Annotated in this window: 16 protein-coding genes and 1 other annotated feature; of the genes, 4 read left to right on the top strand and 12 right to left on the bottom strand. The window is 38.5% G+C overall.

Annotated elements, in window-relative coordinates; genetic code table 11:
• Window positions 1–80 precede the first annotated feature (80 nt).
• Window positions 81–617 carry an isochorismatase family protein gene (locus QFZ87_RS15190; protein WP_309862832.1) on the bottom strand — a complete coding sequence of 179 codons (537 nt, stop codon included), beginning with the start codon at window positions 615–617 and terminating at the stop codon, window positions 81–83.
• A 217-nt stretch (window positions 618–834) separates the two neighbouring features.
• Between QFZ87_RS15190 and QFZ87_RS15195 the strand changes: the two genes are divergently transcribed.
• Both QFZ87_RS15195 and QFZ87_RS15200 read left to right on the top strand, forming a co-directional pair.
• Window positions 835–1,239 carry a hypothetical protein gene (locus QFZ87_RS15195; protein ID WP_309862835.1) on the top strand — a complete coding sequence of 135 codons (405 nt, stop codon included), beginning with the start codon at window positions 835–837 and terminating at the stop codon, window positions 1,237–1,239.
• Window positions 1,240–1,461: 222 nt separating this feature from the next.
• Complete coding sequence (locus QFZ87_RS15200) at window positions 1,462–2,352, top strand: alpha/beta hydrolase (protein ID WP_309862838.1); 891 nt, start codon at window positions 1,462–1,464, stop codon at window positions 2,350–2,352.
• Between the two features lie 152 nt (window positions 2,353–2,504).
• Here QFZ87_RS15200 and QFZ87_RS15205 read toward each other — a convergent pair whose 3' ends face one another.
• The 3 genes from QFZ87_RS15205 to QFZ87_RS15215 all read right to left on the bottom strand — a co-directional run bounded on the left by QFZ87_RS15205 (window position 2,505) and on the right by QFZ87_RS15215 (window position 5,458).
• Window positions 2,505–3,635 (bottom strand): acyltransferase family protein, encoded by a 1,131-nt coding sequence (locus QFZ87_RS15205; RefSeq protein ID WP_309862840.1) that lies wholly within the window; start codon window positions 3,633–3,635, stop codon window positions 2,505–2,507.
• A 158-nt stretch (window positions 3,636–3,793) separates the two neighbouring features.
• Window positions 3,794–4,312: a YbaK/EbsC family protein gene (locus QFZ87_RS15210; protein ID WP_309862842.1), complete on the bottom strand. Its 519-nt coding sequence runs from the start codon at window positions 4,310–4,312 to the stop codon at window positions 3,794–3,796.
• 156 nt (window positions 4,313–4,468) lie between these two features.
• Window positions 4,469–5,458 carry a quinone oxidoreductase family protein gene (locus QFZ87_RS15215; protein ID WP_309862845.1) on the bottom strand — a complete coding sequence of 330 codons (990 nt, stop codon included), beginning with the start codon at window positions 5,456–5,458 and terminating at the stop codon, window positions 4,469–4,471.
• Window positions 5,459–5,767: 309 nt separating this feature from the next.
• Here QFZ87_RS15215 and QFZ87_RS15220 point away from each other — a divergent pair, with 309 nt between their 5' ends.
• Window positions 5,768–6,679: an EamA family transporter gene (locus QFZ87_RS15220; protein WP_309862847.1), complete on the top strand. Its 912-nt coding sequence runs from the start codon at window positions 5,768–5,770 to the stop codon at window positions 6,677–6,679.
• Window positions 6,680–7,009: 330 nt separating this feature from the next.
• Here the strand turns inward: QFZ87_RS15220 and QFZ87_RS15225 are convergent, their stop codons facing one another.
• From QFZ87_RS15225 to ilvA, 3 genes are all read right to left on the bottom strand, one after another.
• Entirely contained in the window at window positions 7,010–7,729 is a 720-nt protein-coding gene (locus tag QFZ87_RS15225) for a YebC/PmpR family DNA-binding transcriptional regulator (protein WP_309862850.1), read from the bottom strand.
• A gap of 188 nt (window positions 7,730–7,917) precedes the next feature.
• The gene (locus QFZ87_RS15230) at window positions 7,918–8,640 is read right to left on the bottom strand and encodes a hypothetical protein (protein ID WP_309862852.1); all 723 of its coding nucleotides are present in this window, start codon (window positions 8,638–8,640) and stop codon (window positions 7,918–7,920) included.
• A 112-nt stretch (window positions 8,641–8,752) separates the two neighbouring features.
• Complete coding sequence (ilvA, locus tag QFZ87_RS15235) at window positions 8,753–10,018, bottom strand: threonine ammonia-lyase IlvA (protein WP_309862855.1); 1,266 nt, start codon at window positions 10,016–10,018, stop codon at window positions 8,753–8,755.
• An 80-nt stretch (window positions 10,019–10,098) separates the two neighbouring features.
• Window positions 10,099–10,348: a binding site (T-box leader), on the bottom strand.
• A 185-nt stretch (window positions 10,349–10,533) separates the two neighbouring features.
• On the opposite strand from ilvA, the gene QFZ87_RS15240 reads away from it, so the two are divergent.
• Window positions 10,534–11,046, top strand: a complete 513-nt coding sequence (locus tag QFZ87_RS15240) for a gamma carbonic anhydrase family protein (protein ID WP_309862856.1) — start codon at window positions 10,534–10,536, stop codon at window positions 11,044–11,046.
• Window positions 11,047–11,126: 80 nt separating this feature from the next.
• Here QFZ87_RS15240 and ltrA read toward each other — a convergent pair whose 3' ends face one another.
• From ltrA to QFZ87_RS15265, 5 genes are all read right to left on the bottom strand, one after another.
• A complete protein-coding gene (ltrA, locus tag QFZ87_RS15245; protein ID WP_309861704.1) occupies window positions 11,127–12,569 on the bottom strand; it encodes a group II intron reverse transcriptase/maturase in 1,443 nt (480 codons plus the stop codon).
• A gap of 718 nt (window positions 12,570–13,287) precedes the next feature.
• The gene (locus tag QFZ87_RS15250) at window positions 13,288–13,866 is read right to left on the bottom strand and encodes an SCO family protein (protein ID WP_309862858.1); all 579 of its coding nucleotides are present in this window, start codon (window positions 13,864–13,866) and stop codon (window positions 13,288–13,290) included.
• Window positions 13,867–13,930: 64 nt separating this feature from the next.
• A complete protein-coding gene (locus tag QFZ87_RS15255) occupies window positions 13,931–14,935 on the bottom strand; it encodes an aliphatic sulfonate ABC transporter substrate-binding protein (protein WP_309862860.1) in 1,005 nt (334 codons plus the stop codon).
• Between the two features lie 15 nt (window positions 14,936–14,950).
• The gene (locus QFZ87_RS15260; RefSeq protein ID WP_309862861.1) at window positions 14,951–15,712 is read right to left on the bottom strand and encodes an ABC transporter permease; all 762 of its coding nucleotides are present in this window, start codon (window positions 15,710–15,712) and stop codon (window positions 14,951–14,953) included.
• Entirely contained in the window at window positions 15,696–16,481 is a 786-nt protein-coding gene (locus QFZ87_RS15265) for an ABC transporter ATP-binding protein (protein WP_309862864.1), read from the bottom strand. Before QFZ87_RS15265 ends, QFZ87_RS15260 begins: the two co-directional genes overlap by 17 nt.
• Window positions 16,482–16,591: the final 110 nt, after the last annotated feature.

Below are 16,591 nucleotides of genomic sequence, written 5' to 3' on the forward strand. Positions count from 1 at the left end.
CATAAGATTGCCAGTAATTCGACAAGAATGCAAATATTTTTTCTTAATTGTGGTGCCTGACCCCAAATATGCATCGTGGTTTATAAAAATACAATTTGTGCGGCGGGCGTAACTGTTATCTCATGATGAACTGTTTTTACGGTGCTTAAATGGTGGTTGTGATGCTTAATAATCATTTCTGCTGGTATAGCACCGTCTGCAGTTGTATGACCATCTGATACTAATGTTACATTGTATCCTAAGGTAACCGCTCTTCGGCATGTTGTGTCAACACAGTATTCCGTTCTTGCACCAACTACAATCAATCGAGAAACCTCTAGAGAATCTAATTCATTCTGTAGAGAAGTCTCATGAAAGGCATCCGTACTCATTTTATTAATAATCCGATCGGAGGAACGTGGAGAAATTCCGTCTACAAATCGCCAAAAAGGTGTGCCTCTTTCCAAAAAACCTCCAGCTAGTTCTTCATGTTGAATATAGAAGATCGGTATCTTTTTTGCTTCTGCGGTGGCAATTATTTCCTGAACTGTTACCATTGTTTCATCTTTCTTATATGTTCCATAAAGAGGTCCAACCTGCATGTCAATGACCAACAAAGCAGTATTCAAATTACTCATTTTTTATCACTCCTATTTTTTATAGATTGATATTTCCAAAAAACTAAAAATTCTGGCTCCACTTCTATCTTACTAGCCAATCTTGAAGGATATCTCTTAAAACATTATTTGTTTTAGTTCAATATCCTTCTCCCTCCAAATGAGAAAATTTTTTGCAGTACTTATTTCTGCAGGATCATCATAATATAGAATATACGTTCGTAAGGGGGCGAGGAGATTGTTAAATAACAATGATTCCTTAATTACAGGTGAGATGTTAAACAAGTATTACGAGCTTAATAAAAAGAAAAAAGAAATTGAAATGGAAATGAATACACTGAAGGATGCATTCCAAGCATATTTTAATAATCTGGTAGGGTGCAACCATAAAGGGGAAATTACAATTAGTGGATTCAAACTACAAAGACAGATTCGTAAAACGGAAAGATATCAAGAAGTGGACACCGTTAGAAGGCTGGAAGAATTACAGTTGCATGATCTCATCCAAGTGGTTAAGAAACCAGATGATAGTAAAATAAAATCAGCCTTTAATTTAGGATTGTTAAGTCCAAAGCAATTAGAGGGCTGCATCGTTACCACCTTCTCCCCTGCTATCTCGGTAAAACCATTGATACCGAGGTGAGAACTTCAGTATAGTCGGTCACATGGAAGTTCACTTATGAAAATTTTGTTTAAATCGGTCACGTAGAGCCACTACGTGACCGGTTTAAATTTTTCCCAATGTTTTCGGTCACATAGAACCTACATTCATAAAGATAGTTGTTAAATAATGGAGGAAATCGGTAAATGAGGGAGAATTACATATATGTAAGCACTTACTCTCAAATTGAAAGGGGAAATTTTGATGGCCAGTCAAGAAAGTCTCTTAGTAAGGCAGTATTTACAGATGTCAAAGGCAAACCAATCACCTGAAGCAAATATTGAAACAGCTAGACAAGGATTAGAAGCTTTATCCGCTTTAACCCCTGTAGGTCAAGATATTACTGTTGAAAAAGTGGAAATTGAAGGAATAGCAGCTGAATGGATAACCGCACCAAATGCAGTAGAAGACCGTGTTTTCCTTTACCTTCATGGTGGTGCCTACATAATGGGTAGCTGTAATACACACCGATACTTAGCATCAAAGCTGTCTCGCTCCACTGCCGCACGTGTACTGGTACCAGAATACAGACTCGCTCCTGAACATCCTTTTCCAGCCGCAATTGAAGATGCCGTTAGTGTCTACCGATGGCTTCTCAACTCAGGAGTATCTTCAAAAAATATCGTCATTGGTGGTGATTCAGCAGGTGGCGGACTAACATTAGCAACCCTTTTATCTCTTAAGGATGCGGGCGACCCACTGCCTGCTTTAGCTGTGCTATTATCCCCTTGGACAGACATGGAAGGCACCGGGGAATCCATGGTAACACGTGCAGAAGTGGACCCATGGTTATCACCAGATGCAACTCGTTTAACCCCAGCGTTGTATATTCGTGATCTAGATCCGCGTCATCCGCTAGTTTCACCTATATATGCTGATTTAACAGGGCTTCCTTCCCTGTTAGTCCATGTTGGAAATGATGAAATCCTGCTAAGTGATGCCGCCCGTCTAGTTGACCGAGCTCGGGCAGCGGGAGTAGAAGTCAGTTTTAAGGTATGGGATGATATGTGGCATGTTTTTCAGACGTTCGCCATCCCTGAGGGACAACAGGCAATTGATGAAATTGGAGAATTCGTCACCAAACATTTCGAATAAATCGCTTTCTAGAGTGAACTTGGCTTTCTATCAGGTTTCCATCCCTCGCAAACATATAAAACACAACCAAAAATGACTATCAAATTTAAACTAATTTGATAGTCATTTTTTTGTTCAAAATTAGGCTTCTTTTAAATTGCTTTTTACACATTTTAAGAACCAACTATTTTAACATCTGGGCTAGACTTTGGTTTATTATCCCCTTTGATACCAAACAGGATTCGTAAAATGGATACCTTGGAAATGATTATATGATAAATAAACATAATGATAAAAAAAGCAACAACCATTAAAAAGATGAGTTTTACAGGAATGGACCATGCCTTATTAGCGATAAAAAATCCTAAAGTAACAATAACCGGCTGATGGAGAACATAGAACGGCATGGATGCTTGTGAACTGTATGTTAACCATTTATTTGAAAAAGATAAATGCCTTTTGGCAACAGCAAAAATGACAAGAATCCACATCCAACAATTCAGTGACTTAATGGATGCAAAAACCATTGTTGCAATAAAACCAGTTGAAGGCATATCTGAAAAGAATCCATATACAAAAAAGATGGTTGTACAAACTGAAATAACGAGATTGATAGGAAGTAATTTTTCAATCACCTTTTTGAAAGATTCTTTTGTAAGAATAAAATAACCAAATAAAAATAAGACCAAATAGAAAGTAATGTCCCAACCTCCTAGACGAACAACATCAACAAAAGTGGATACAATCATTAAAGGAATAGTCATCAGATATAATTGGTAGGATTTTAATTCTTTCATAATAGACGGTTTCTTTTTAAGTAAAAGTGGAACCGTAAAAATGCTAAATATCATAAGTATTAACAAATACCATAAATGCAGACCTACAAAAGCAAAATTTCCCGTTCCTCCAATATCTAAATAAACTCCATCAAAATACTGCGGAAACCACGAAAAAAAGGATCCGGAAAACTGCCCATGACTCACGCGTTCCATATATACCTGTGGAGGCGATAGTATCATAACACCAAACAAAAGCGGTACCCCTAACCTAGCAAGTCGTTCCTTCACATATTCGTGGACAGACCTTTTCTGGAGGGCATAATAGGAGCTCATCCCCGATACTGTGAAAAAAATCGGCATCAACCAAGAACTCATAAACAAAGAGACCGCTGTAATATAGGTTGGGTCGGTCTCATTATTTTTTACATGCCAAGGCCAGGGATTAAAAAACATGAAACAGTGATAAATGAAAACGGCTAGTGTTGCAAGCACACGGATCCAATCGAGATGGTACTGTCTTTTCATATCTTCAAAAATTTCCCCCTAAAATATTAAATGGTATATCTATCTATAGTATTCATCATATACCATTTACCTATATTACGGGCAAGTTATTTTTACAATAATATCCATAAATACAAAAAAGGACAACTTAGTCCTTTTCCTTAAACCATAGTATGTAATTATCGTACTTCACTTGTGACAGTTTCACTTTCATTCAACTGCTCCTCATTCCACTCTTTACAAACATCTACCCAGTCCTTGGCAAAAGAATAATCGTATAACTCTTCTTTCGTTAATTCAATCGCTGAATTGGTGCTTCCGCATGCTGGGAAAAGGGTATCAAATCGTTTCATTGATACATCAAGGTATACATCTAATTCTTTATTTAAACCAAACGGACAGACACCACCAATGACATGACCCGTTTGCTCCAAAACCTCATCTGGCGAAAGCATTCGGGGTTTGAAGCCAAATTTAGCACGAAATTTTTTATTATCAATTTTTGCATCCCCAGCAGCAACAATTAAGATCGCATTTTCCTCCGATCCCCTAAAGGATAAAGTTTTGGCAATTCGTGCAGGTATCACTCCAATTGTCTCGGCTGCCTGCTCAACAGTTGCACTTGAGGTGTCAAATTCCATTATATCAATATCGCGATTCCATTGTTTAAAATGATTTTTTACACTTTCTAAAGACATTCTATCCATCCTTTCCCTATGGTCCTAGTTTGAATATTAACACACTTTAAAGGGATGAAGTGAAATGATACTTACCATAATCACAAAAAAACAACCCCTAAAACCAGTGTAGCCTGATTAGGGGCTTTTCAATATCTAATTTAGAGGTCTAAATTTTTAAGATAGAGAATCTCTTACATCTAATATGATTTTTCCAGTACTTAGTCTACTTTCAATTAGCTTGTGAGCAGTAATAGCAGCCTCCAAGGGATAGTGATGACCAACCTCCATTTTTAATTTTCCTTCACTAAACAATTTGAGCACTTCCTTGGCTGTGGACTGTAAGGTCTTTGGTCGTTTTTTTCTTGTCGTTCCTAAGCTAAAGCCTAGTACTGACCGACAGCTAGAGTGCAGATCACTGGTTTTAAAGCTTCCAACTGCCCCACTTGAATTCCCAAATTGAACCAACCTACCATATGGTGCAAGACAGGTTAGACTTTGCCCTGTTATCTCACCAGCAATGGAATCGAGGACAATATCTACGCCTTGATTATCTGTTAATTCATTTACTTTACGTGAAAAATCATCGTTGGTATAGCAAATAACATGATCTGCACCAGCCTTAATGGCAACAGACGCTTTATTTTCGTCACCGACCGTTCCGATAATTTTACTCGCACCTAGCAGTTTTGCTAGCTGAATAGCTGTAGTTCCCACTCCACCTGCAGCGGAATGAATGAGGATGGTTTCCCCCTGTTCGATCCGTGCAATATCGGCTAATAGTTTATAAGAAAGGATAGAAACAGTGGGACAGGCAGCGGCAGTGGTAAAATCCATTGAATCGGGGATTTCGTATGTAAGAATACCTTCCGCGACTACAAATTCTGCGTAAGACCCATTAGCTGGAAATGCTATGACTCTTTGCCCAGGTTGTAAATGATTTACATCTGCCCCAACCTCCACAATCACACCCGATGCATCAAGTCCAGGAATAAAAGGGAAGTTCTCTTTTCCTTTATTACCATACCTAGATTTCACATCTGCATAATTCACACTCGTTTTTTCTACTCTAATTAACACCTGGCTAGGACTTATTTTTGGTGTCTCAACCTCTACATACTGCATAACCTCTGGTGCCCCAAATTCAGGGACGATAATTGACTTCATTGGTATTCCCCCTTGTTGGATGATAGTTCTATTTTATGGCAAAAATTTCATATCGTATAGAATGAATCTCTTATCAATTTTCATAAAAATTTCTTATGCTTATCTTTAAATAACAACAGATAGCAAGAATTATCATTTGACTAGCAAACTAATATAAACATGCTAGCAATTCCCTTCTTCAGCTCTATCAGTAAAAAAATAGCGACATACGCGTTTCACAAATGGTTCTTAGCAAATAAATTACTTATATAACTAAAGAAACTTTGCTATATTTATAGATAATTAGTTTGCATCATTCGGAGGGATAAAATGAATTCGCGCAGTGTCATCTTGGCGTATCCAAGGGCAAAAGGGATGATATTAGTTATAATGGCAGCTACCTTTTGGGGCGTCTCCGGGACGGTTGCCCAATACTTATTTCATCAACAAGGCTTCAGTACCAGTTGGCTTGTCGTAACTCGATTGATTTTTTCAGGAGTGGGGTTACTCTGGTTTTCTCAAACGGTTGGAAAGCAAAATATCTGGACAATTTGGAAAAACAAACAAGATGTTGTTAAGCTTATCGTTTTTGGCATCTTGGGGATGTTTGGTGTTCAATTTACCTATTTTGCAGCTATTGAACATGCAAATGCAGCAACTGCCACTGTCTTGCAATACCTTGCACCTGTAATTATTGCTGGATATATAAGCATCCGGGGGAAAAAGCTACCTGCTAAACATGAAGGGATTGCGATAATTTTTGCTCTGTTGGGAACATTTCTTCTAGTTACTCAAGGAAATATGCATTCACTATCCATAACGGTTCCGGCTTTATTTTGGGGAATCTTGTCTGCTTTTTCACTTGCTTTCTATACACTTTATCCGAGAGATTTATTATCAAGGTGGGGTTCATTAATCACGGTTGGCTGGGGCATGACAGTGGGAGGAATTAGCTTTAGCTTTATTCATCCGCCATGGGTGTTTCAAGGAACCTGGAGCTTTCCTTCTTTTTTAGCCGTTATTTTTGTAGTCATTTTTGGCACGTTAATTGCCTTCTTCTGCTATATGGAAAGTATGAAATACATAAAGGCATCTGAGGCTAGTCTTTTAGCCTGTGTGGAACCATTATCAGCCGCCTTTTTAGCAGTTGCCTGGCTCCATGTTTCCTTTGGGGCAGCAGAATGGATTGGTTCATTTTTGATTATCGCCACGATATTTATCCTGTCAGCTGTAAAAAAATAATTATATTTTTATACTTATAAAAGGCAAGCATGATCCATGCTCGCCCTTTCTTCCTTCAATGCGAATATCGATACTTGAATACCCTAAGCTAGAGCATACATACGAAACAGCCATTGCAGCCTGTAATTCATATGTCTAAAAAAATAAAGTGCTCTATAACTCAAAATTCGTAAAGTTGAGAGTAAGCTAAATAGAATATTCAAAGCATATCCCTCCACATTGAGATTTTAGTGTTAAAAAAATAACACTGTTTTTATTGTTAATCGGAACAGCCATTTTATTCATTTATTTTAAAAGAAAACAGACCTTCCAAGGAGGTCTGTCTATTTATTATTCGCCTAAGTCCACATTGTGGTACACTTGTTGAACATCATCTAAATCTTCAAGTGCATCAATCATTTTTTCAAATTTAGCTTGCGCATCTTCAGGAAGGGTTACATCATTTTGTGCAAGCATAGTAAGCTCAGCCACAGTAAACTCCGTAATTCCAGCATTTCTAAATGCTTCTTGAACTGCATGGAACTGATCTGGTTCAGCATAAACAATGACAGAATCTTCTTCTTCGATAATGTCACGGACGTCTACGTCTGCTTCCATTAAAAGTTCAAGCACATCATCAGAGGACTTACCTTCGACACCGATAACAGCAGTAGCATCAAACATATAGGCAACAGAACCACTGACACCCATGTTCCCGCCATTTTTACCAAATGCAGCACGGACGTCAGAAGCAGTACGGTTTACGTTATTAGTTAAGGCATCAACAATGACCATGGATCCGTTTGGTCCAAAGCCCTCATAACGAAGTTCAGTATAGCTTTCTTCAGAACCACCTTTTGCTTTATCAATCGCACGGTCGATAATGTGTTTCGGTACATTGTAGGTTTTAGCCCGCTCAAGTACAAATCGTAATGACTGATTTGATTCTGGATTTGGCTCCCCTTGCTTCGCAGCTACATAGATTTCCACACCAAATTTTGCATAGATACGACTCGTATTTGCATCTTTTGACGCTTTCTTTTCTTTAATATTGTTCCACTTACGACCCATTATGAACACTCTCTTTCCACTTTGATCCACACAAATTTATTATACTAACAGTACCGTTACAGTATAATAATTAGCAGTTCATGATAATTTCTATTTATCGAATTCAGCACAAAAAACATACTGATTCATACACAGATAATATTATACCTTAAAAATGACATTTGTTAAGTATCATGACTGCAAAAATATTAAAGTGAGAGTGTGTCAGTATTCTTCCATTTCTCTATCCTACGTATCTTTCTGAAAAAAATAGCTAGTAAGATCGCACCAATGGTCAGACCTAGAGTCATACCCATCTGAAAAATAAATAACAGTACGGGGAAATCGAATACAAAGCCGACAAACCCACAAAGACAACAAACACTGGTCAGATAAAAAGACATTCTAATTGCTAGTGATAAACGATTTCCTTGAAAAAGAATAGCAAGAAAAAAGACAGATAATCCTAAAAATAGACTCCAACCAAGCATATTAATAGCAGAGGCAAATGATAAGGGATTGAATTGAACAAATGCATCTAGATTTGCAATTTTTCCACTGTTAACACTAAGTCTAACAATACTAAACTGAATAAAATAATTGATGCAGGCCAATAGAGTAAACAGTAAGCCAAAGCTAATAGATAATCGTGCATAAACCTTGCACCGATCATTAGTGGTTTCATAAATCGTACATAATAAAACAATAAAAATTAGGCTAGATATAAATGCAAATAATTGGCTGAATGAATAAAAATTAATAAAATTACGATCAACCTGCTCTAGAAATTCTTTCAAATTTGTATAATCAGGGATACTATAATTACTTAGCAATACCCCCATGCTGATTCCATATAATACACCTGTTAATGCAAATATGGTTGAACTCCAAAAGGCTATGATATAAATATGATTATATTGATGTTTCTGCAAATAACCCACCTCCCCAAGAAAATAATATCATTTTATTCCTTTAATTAGGTAGATTTATTCGGATAAAAATGGAAAAAGGACCTTTCCACTTAACGCGGAGGTCCTCTTACAGCTATACCAGCATCTGAAACAACGTACTATCTTTATTAACTTCTCTATAGAAGAAGCCTTTTGTTTTAATCCGTTCAATTAATGGGAAGTAATCTTCTTTATCCTTCAGTTCAATCCCTACCAAGGCAGGTCCAGTTTCCCTATTGTTCTTTTTCGTATACTCAAAATGGCTGATATCGTCATTCGGTCCAAGTACATCAAATAGGAATTCCCGTAGGGCACCAGGGCGCTGTGGAAACTGAACAATAAAATAATGCTGCAGTCCTTCGTATAGCTTTGAGCGCTCTTTAATTTCCTGCATCCTGCCAATATCATTGTTGCCGCCACTTACGATACAAACCACTGTTTTCCCCTTTATTTGATCTGCATATGTATCTAGAGCTGCAACGGAAAGCGCACCGGTTGGTTCAACGACAATGGCATTTTCATTATAGAGGGACAAAAGCGTCGTACACACCTTACCTTCTGGAACGACCGTAATATCGTCCACAATTTCCTTACAAATAGTAAAAGTTTTTGTACCAACTGTTTTTACTGCAGCACCATCGACAAATGGATCAATTTCTTGGAGCTTCGTTACTTCTCCCTTTAAAATGGATTCCTTCATCCCTGGTGCACCTTGAGGTTCGACGCCGATTAATTGTGTTTGAGGGGAGTAGTGTCTTAAGTACGTACCCACTCCGGCAAGGAGGCCACCGCCACCGATTGCCGCAAACAGATAATCAATCTTTTCAGGACAATCATTTAACAATTCAACAGCAACGGTTCCTTGACCGGCAATCACATCATAATCATCAAAAGGGTGAATAAATGTACGGTTCTCATTCCGGCTACATTCTATAGCTTTTTCATAAGCATCATCAAAGGTATCCCCCACAAGGACAATCTCCACACTATCCTTTCCCCAAAACTTTACCTGGTTCACCTTCTGCTTAGGCGTCGTACTCGGCATAAAGATTTTTCCGTTGATTTTTAACAGATGGCAGGAGTAAGCAACACCCTGTGCATGATTTCCTGCACTTGCACAAATAATCCCGTTTTGAAGTTCTTCCCCACTCAATTTTTTAATACGGTTATATGCGCCACGAATTTTAAATGAGCGGACACTTTGTAAATCTTCCCGCTTTAAATACACATGGCAGTCATACCGCTCAGAAAGTAAATGATTATATTGCAATGGAGTTGGTGAAATCACATCCTTGATGGTATGACTGGCAATAATGATGTCCTCCACATTAAACGCTTTTTTATCGACCTGTTGATTCATTTTCCACGTTCCTTCCCAAATAAATTCATGTATGTTACAGATATCTATTGTCTAAAAACAACAAAAAACCCGTCCCATAATATAGGGACGAGTTAACTCGCGATACCACCCTACTTCCGCAAGTTCAAAAAGAAGCTGCGGCTCTCGATCAACGTACAAATCCTTGTACGTGTTCCATCATAACGGCGGACAAACCGGTGTAGCCTACTTGGACTGTTCAGCTAAACATCTCTGAGATGATCTTCAGATCGCCCTGTTATCGGCTCCCAGCAAACGCCGACTCTCTGTGAAACAAGGTGCAAATCCTACTCTTCTCTTCATAGATTCAAGATTAATTTTTTATAAGGTTACCACCGAAAAAAATCACTGTCAATGTTTTTTGATTATTTTTACTATTTTGTAAATTATGAAGCGCTTACAATTTACTTAGGCATAATTGAGCCATACCTGCCACTTTAAATGGTATAATTTCATTTAGATGTAAGATTATTCTGAAATTTATAGGAGTGATTGAAATGATGATCCCGTATAATGGAGTTTCTCCTACTGTTCATGCTTCTGTCTTTGTTGCACCTGGAGCGTATATCATTGGGAATGTTCAGATTGGAAAAGAATCAACGGTTTGGTTTAATGCTGTACTTAGGGGGGATGATGGACCAATTATCGTTGGAGAGAGATGCAGTATCCAAGACAACTCGACCATTCACCTGTACGAGGGGTTCCCAGTTATCATTGAAGATGATGTAACGGTTGGTCACAACGTTATTTTACATGGATGTAAAATTGGGAAACGTTCGATAATAGGAATGGGTTCCACGTTATTGGACAACGTCGAGGTTGGCGAAGAATGTATAATTGGAGCCAATACTTTGCTCGCAGGAGGAATTAAAATACCGCCCCGCTCCCTCGTTCTAGGATCGCCAGGTAAAGTCGTCAGAGAACTAACAGAAAAGGACCTGCAGATGCTGCAAATGTCCAGTGAACACTATGTTCAAAAAGGGAAAGAGTTTAGGGAGATACTTAAATAATAAAGTAGGGAAACCTCTCACGAGGCTTCCCCCTTATCAAACCGCACGTGCCCTATTAAGGCATACGGCTTACCAACATGTTACATTGAATACCTTGTTTTACCCTGTGCACAGTTAATCATTTGGACTCTTTTGGCTGTGAAGTAAACCTCTCCACGTTCTTTGGCTCTTTGTAGTTTTCTTTTATATTTCTTTTCTTGTTTTACCTTCATGTACTGAATGTAGTCCTCAATGGTATGTCCATATTGCTTTCCATAATAATATTGAAATGCTGGAACTAATCCAATCCTCGCAAAGAACTCTATTCCCCATTTTGTTTTCATCTTATGCCCTTTGTTTTGACTTGGATGGTCATGTATCATTGCTACTCTTAGTCTTCTTCTTATATAGCTATCTATGGCTAATAAGTTATCTCTGAAAACGTTGAAGAAACATGAAAATTCTCTTCCATACTTTTTATTCTCGTTTATCGCATTCCAAAGTGTTAAAAAGTAATTTACTTTTCCCCGTATTACTTGATTCACACGTTCAACCCACATTTCTTTGCTAAAAGTTAGGGATTTCATTGTTTTATCCTTTATCTTTTGGCGAAAGTCTTTCCATGTAGAATCCTTTGGTTTAGCTATGTAGTATGGTTTTCCATCTCTCTTCCTTTTCCTCCAGTGCTCAAAAGTGAATCCAAGGAAATCAAAATCATCATGGTTAAAATCGACGATTTTCGTTTTCTCGATGGAGATCTCAAGCCCTAATTCAGCTAGCTTTTGTTTTGTTATTGATTCTGCACGCACAATTTCCTCTTTTGTTTTGGCAAATAAGAGGAAATCATCGGCATATCTGACGAAGTGAATTCCATGGGTTTCAAGTTCCCAATCAAGTTCATTTAGAAAGAGATTCGCAAGTAATGGTGAAATCACACCCCCTTGCGGGGTTCCTGAGTCTACTTTGTGATACTTTCCTTCTTCCATGTAGCCCGCTTTAAGCCATTTCCAAATTAGATCGAGTATAGTTCCATCAGCTATATATTTATTAAGTATCTTCATTAACTTTTTATGAGGAATATTGTCAAAGAATCCCTTAATATCACAATCGTAAATATAATTGTAACCACTCTCGATATTCCAAGTAATGATTTGCATTACTCTTTTAGCTCCAAGATTTGGACGATAGCCGCATGACCATTTATGGAAAATGAGTTCTTCACATTTAGGTTCAAGTACATTAACCACAGCTTGCTGAACGATACGGTCTTCAATATTTGGTATCCCCAGTGGACGAAGTTTTCCGTTCTTTTTGGGAATATATTTTCTTCGTACTGGTGACGGGGTGTACTCTTTAAGTCTTAATTTCTGGAGTAACTGCTTGAGATTCTTTTCTTCGTTACTTGCGTAACTTGTGACTGTTTCTCCATCTATACCTCCAGCCCCATTATTGCTCTTAACCTTTTCCCAAGCTGTTTTTAGCTTTCTATCGAAGAGAATTTGTCCATATACACTGTGCCATTTGAACTTTAGTTCTTGATTCAATGCTTATTCCACACCTTTCATTGTGCACTTCCAGTACGTTTTTACCGAGGTAACGTATACTGTTATCATTACACACTTTTATAAATGTAGAGCCACGAGGTCGCTCCCCCTTCCGTTCAGATTACGTTTGGTCGCAATCTTACTTCCGTACTATGAGGGCGTCTGACTTCTCCACTTGTATTGATAACTTCGGATTTCCCTTATATATCAACACCTAAAGTTAAAGTGGAGACCTCACGGGGTCATCGCACTTTCCTTCTGAACATACCCAGCACCATCACTTGATAAGCCCTCCTTAGTCGACTGGTTCTTTGGCTAAGAAGCTTTAAAGTTCGGGCTTCCCGTTATTTTCGCACGGTCGCCGACTTATCCTGCCGTATGTGCTTCACGCTTTCGCATTTGGGTCTGCTCATCCGACTACGGGTCTCTCGATTTACCGCATCTCCTTCAAACACTACCTCACAGTAATGCCCTAGATTAGTCTTCGTAGGTTCTACCAGTATGCCTACGGGAGGACTTACACCTCCGAGAGAATAAACCTTCCAGGATTCGGGGTCTGTTATTACCGAAGTAACATAACCCAACCTTTAACAGTAAATTCATGCTTGTATTAAGCAAAGGTACGACTGCCCGTCGCACAAAAACGGGGCCATTTTTTTCCTAAATGGCCCCATAAGTTTGCATATCAGTTAACATAACATTATTATGAATAACTATTTTATTGTATCGATTTTATATCATTCACAATCTGCTCATACGGCGGTTCCGATACCCCTTCGTATTTTTGTACAACAATCCCCTTTTCATCTACTAAATAAAAGGAAGTACTATGCACAAATTGATTCGAACCTTCCATTTTAGCCGCAGCAGCCATAAAAGATTTATTTGCAAAGCTCTCAATGAACTCCTGTTTATACCCTGTAACAAGGTCCCAATTCGAAAAATCAGCACCTACCCCACTTGCATATTCCTTTAATACCCCTGGTTGATCATTTTCAGGGTCTATACTAAAAGAAACAAGCTGGGCATCTACATCTTCATCAGCTAATTGACGCTGCAATTCGGCCATGTTTGCCGTCATAGGAGAGCAGACCGTATCGCAATTGGTAAACATAAAGTCAGCTACCCACACTTTTCCCTTTAATTTAGAAAAAGAAAACGTCTCTCCATCTTGGTTAATCCCTTCGAAATTGCCTACTTTCATATGAAGTGGAAAATCATTCTCCACCTTCTTTTCTTCCCTAGAGCAAGCAGATAGAACCATTACGGAAAGGAGAAGAAAAAATACACGTTTCAACGAAAACCACCCTTTTTCACAAAAAGGTGCCGAGTCAAATGACACCAGCACCTTTCATTCGTTATTAGTTAATGAATTGTGAATCAATTAATGACGCAAAATCTGGTTTTTCCTTCAAGAACTTAAGCTCAACAGAAGAGTTAGCGAAGTCTTGGATGACATCCTTATTGACATCAGTTGTAAATCGGATATTTTCCCAAGCACCATCAACAATAGCCTTATCTAGTTCTTGTTTTGTAGTCTCTTTAATGCTCTTAATAGTAATTTCTTTTGCTTCATCAGGATTATTTTTGATAAAAGCAATCGCCTCATTTTGTGCATCTACGATCTTTTGAATAAGGTCTTTGTCCGCTTTAATTTTCTTGCCGCTTGATACGAGAATTGTATTCGGTAATGTTGTTCCAAATGAGATCTTTTTGCTGTCAACGATAATTTTAGCACCAGCTTCTTTTACTAACTGTGAAGCCCATGGCTCAGGAACAGCCGCGATATCCACTTTCCCTGATTCAAACATAGCCGCATATTGTGCTGGATTTCCAGTTACATGCTTTAGTGTACCACCAATTCGAGCAGAAGAAATACCGAAATCTTGTAGGAAAGTCTCCATTTGAACATCATGCGTACAACCTACGCCTGGAGTAATAAAAGTTTTACCATTGAAATCCTCCACAGAATTTACGCCACTTTTCTTGCTTGCAACAATCGCAGTACCACCTGAAGATGCTCCTGCAATAATTTTTACGTCAGCGCCATTTGTGAAGTTATTCATAACAGGCCCTGGACCAACTAAACCTGCATCAATCTCTCCAGTTTTTAGTGCCGTCATAAAGGCACCGCCATCAGGGAACGTCTTGTATTCCACTTTAACGCCATCCCCTAATTCTTTTTCATAGTAGCCTTTTTCACGTGCAATCATGGCAGGTGCATGGTCAATATTAGGGAAATAGCCTATAACGACCTTTTTCTCTTCTTTACCTGATCCTGAACTTGCTTGGTCTGTCCCACATCCAGCTAATGCCCCCATTAGAAGTAGGAATAATAAGCTAATAATCGCAGTCTGTTTCTTCATCTCTCTAGTTCCCCCTTAATTTGTTGTTTCTAAACCCCAACGGCGAATGACATTTTGTTCCACTCGTTGGAAGAAAACAATATCAACCACAGTGCCAATGACACCAATGATAATCATAATGGCAATAACCATACTCATGTTTCCAAAATCTGAAGCGTATTTCAGGGTATACCCTAATCCAGGTCCTGTGCTTAGGATTTCCCCCGCCATAAGTGCACGCCAGGCAAATGCCCAACCAAGTCTTGCACCTGTTACGGCGTAAGGGACAGAGGCTGGAAAAATCACTCCAGTAAAGAGGTCGAACCCACCAGACCCCATCGTTTGTGCTGCTCGTATATAAAGAGGCGGCACATTTTTAATGCCTATTCTCATGTTAATCGTCATGACGAGCGTAGCACCAAGGATTACGATAAAAATGACCGATGTTTCATTCAGACCGAACCACATGATTGCAATGGGTAACCAAACAATACTAGGTACACTCTGTAATGCTAAAATCAGTGTTCCTAACGTTTCATCCGCGGTTTTATTTTTTGCTAAAAGAATGCCAAGACCTAAGCCTAGAACAATTGATATACCTAAACCAATGAATAAGCGGCGGAAGCTCGCTAAAATATCATAGATTAACGTTTTATCAGAAAAGCCCTTAACTAACGCTTCAAAGACATCCGTTGGTGCCGGCATAACAGAAGGTGAAACACCACTCACAGATACGCCCACCTGCCAGAACACAACTAAGGCTACAAAGAAGATAATACGTTTAATTGTTGGCTGCATAGGCTAATTCCTCTTTTACCACTTTATCAATCTCTGATTGTAATAAACTCATAATCTTTTCCTCTAATTTGGCTACCATTTGTGTATGGTTTTCTCGAGGCCTTGGTATTTTCACCTGAATATCTTCTAGTACCACACCTGGTCGTGTTCCCATAACAATGATTCTATCTGATAGTTTGATAGACTCACGAATACTATGCGTTACAAACAAAATCGTTTTTCTCGTTTCAATCCATATTTTTTCTAATTCAAGATGAAGCCTTGATCTGGTTTGTTCGTCAAGGGCTCCAAACGGTTCATCCATTAGTAATACCTTAGGATTCATTGATAAGGCTCTGGCAATGGATACACGTTGTTGCATTCCACCAGATAACTCATGTGGGGAATGCTTCGTATAGTTGCTTAGTTGTACCATTTTCAAGTACTGGTGAGCAACCTCCCTTGCCTCTTTCTTTTTCATTTCCTTACGCAAAGCAAACATTACATTCTCTTCTACTGTCATCCAAGGAAAAAGCGCTGCTTGTTGGAATACCATCCCGCGGTCTCTTCCTGGCTTAGTAATTTTTTCACCGTTCAGAAATACCTCACCACTAGAAGGCTTAGTTAAACCAGCCACAATTGACAATAATGTTGATTTTCCACAGCCGGAAGGTCCAAGGATAGAGACAAACTCTCCTTCCTTAATTTCAAGATTAATATTTGAAAGGACCGTATTGGTCGCAGATTGATTGCCAAATTCTTTGTTCACATGGTCTATATGAAGAAACATTTGCATTTCACCCTCTTCACCTATAATTCACATTAGTTTTATCGGATTAATATTAATTAAATTTTATTATAATCTTTATCAGAGTAAAGTCAATATTTTTCCAAAAAAAA

It is taken from the genome of Bacillus sp. SLBN-46 (genome assembly GCF_031453555.1).
Taxonomy (GTDB): Bacteria; Bacillota; Bacilli; order Bacillales; family Cytobacillaceae; genus Neobacillus.

Bases quoted from the DNA above. Each gene is read 5' to 3' on its own strand.
- QFZ87_RS15190 (WP_309862832.1), bottom strand. From the start codon at position 617: ATGAGTAATTTGAATACTGCTTTGTTGGTCATTGACATGCAGGTTGGA.
- QFZ87_RS15200 (WP_309862838.1), top strand. From the start codon at position 1,462: ATGGCCAGTCAAGAAAGTCTCTTAGTAAGGCAGTATTTACAGATGTCA.
- QFZ87_RS15205 (WP_309862840.1), bottom strand. From the start codon at position 3,635: ATGAAAAGACAGTACCATCTCGATTGGATCCGTGTGCTTGCAACACTA.
- QFZ87_RS15210 (WP_309862842.1), bottom strand. From the start codon at position 4,312: ATGTCTTTAGAAAGTGTAAAAAATCATTTTAAACAATGGAATCGCGAT.
- QFZ87_RS15215 (WP_309862845.1), bottom strand. From the start codon at position 5,458: ATGAAGTCAATTATCGTCCCTGAATTTGGGGCACCAGAGGTTATGCAG.
- QFZ87_RS15220 (WP_309862847.1), top strand. From the start codon at position 5,768: ATGAATTCGCGCAGTGTCATCTTGGCGTATCCAAGGGCAAAAGGGATG.
- QFZ87_RS15225 (WP_309862850.1), bottom strand. From the start codon at position 7,729: ATGGGTCGTAAGTGGAACAATATTAAAGAAAAGAAAGCGTCAAAAGAT.
- ilvA (WP_309862855.1), bottom strand. From the start codon at position 10,018: ATGAATCAACAGGTCGATAAAAAAGCGTTTAATGTGGAGGACATCATT.
- QFZ87_RS15240 (WP_309862856.1), top strand. From the start codon at position 10,534: ATGATGATCCCGTATAATGGAGTTTCTCCTACTGTTCATGCTTCTGTC.
- QFZ87_RS15255 (WP_309862860.1), bottom strand. From the start codon at position 14,935: ATGAAGAAACAGACTGCGATTATTAGCTTATTATTCCTACTTCTAATG.
- QFZ87_RS15260 (WP_309862861.1), bottom strand. From the start codon at position 15,712: ATGCAGCCAACAATTAAACGTATTATCTTCTTTGTAGCCTTAGTTGTG.
- QFZ87_RS15265 (WP_309862864.1), bottom strand. From the start codon at position 16,481: ATGTTTCTTCATATAGACCATGTGAACAAAGAATTTGGCAATCAATCT.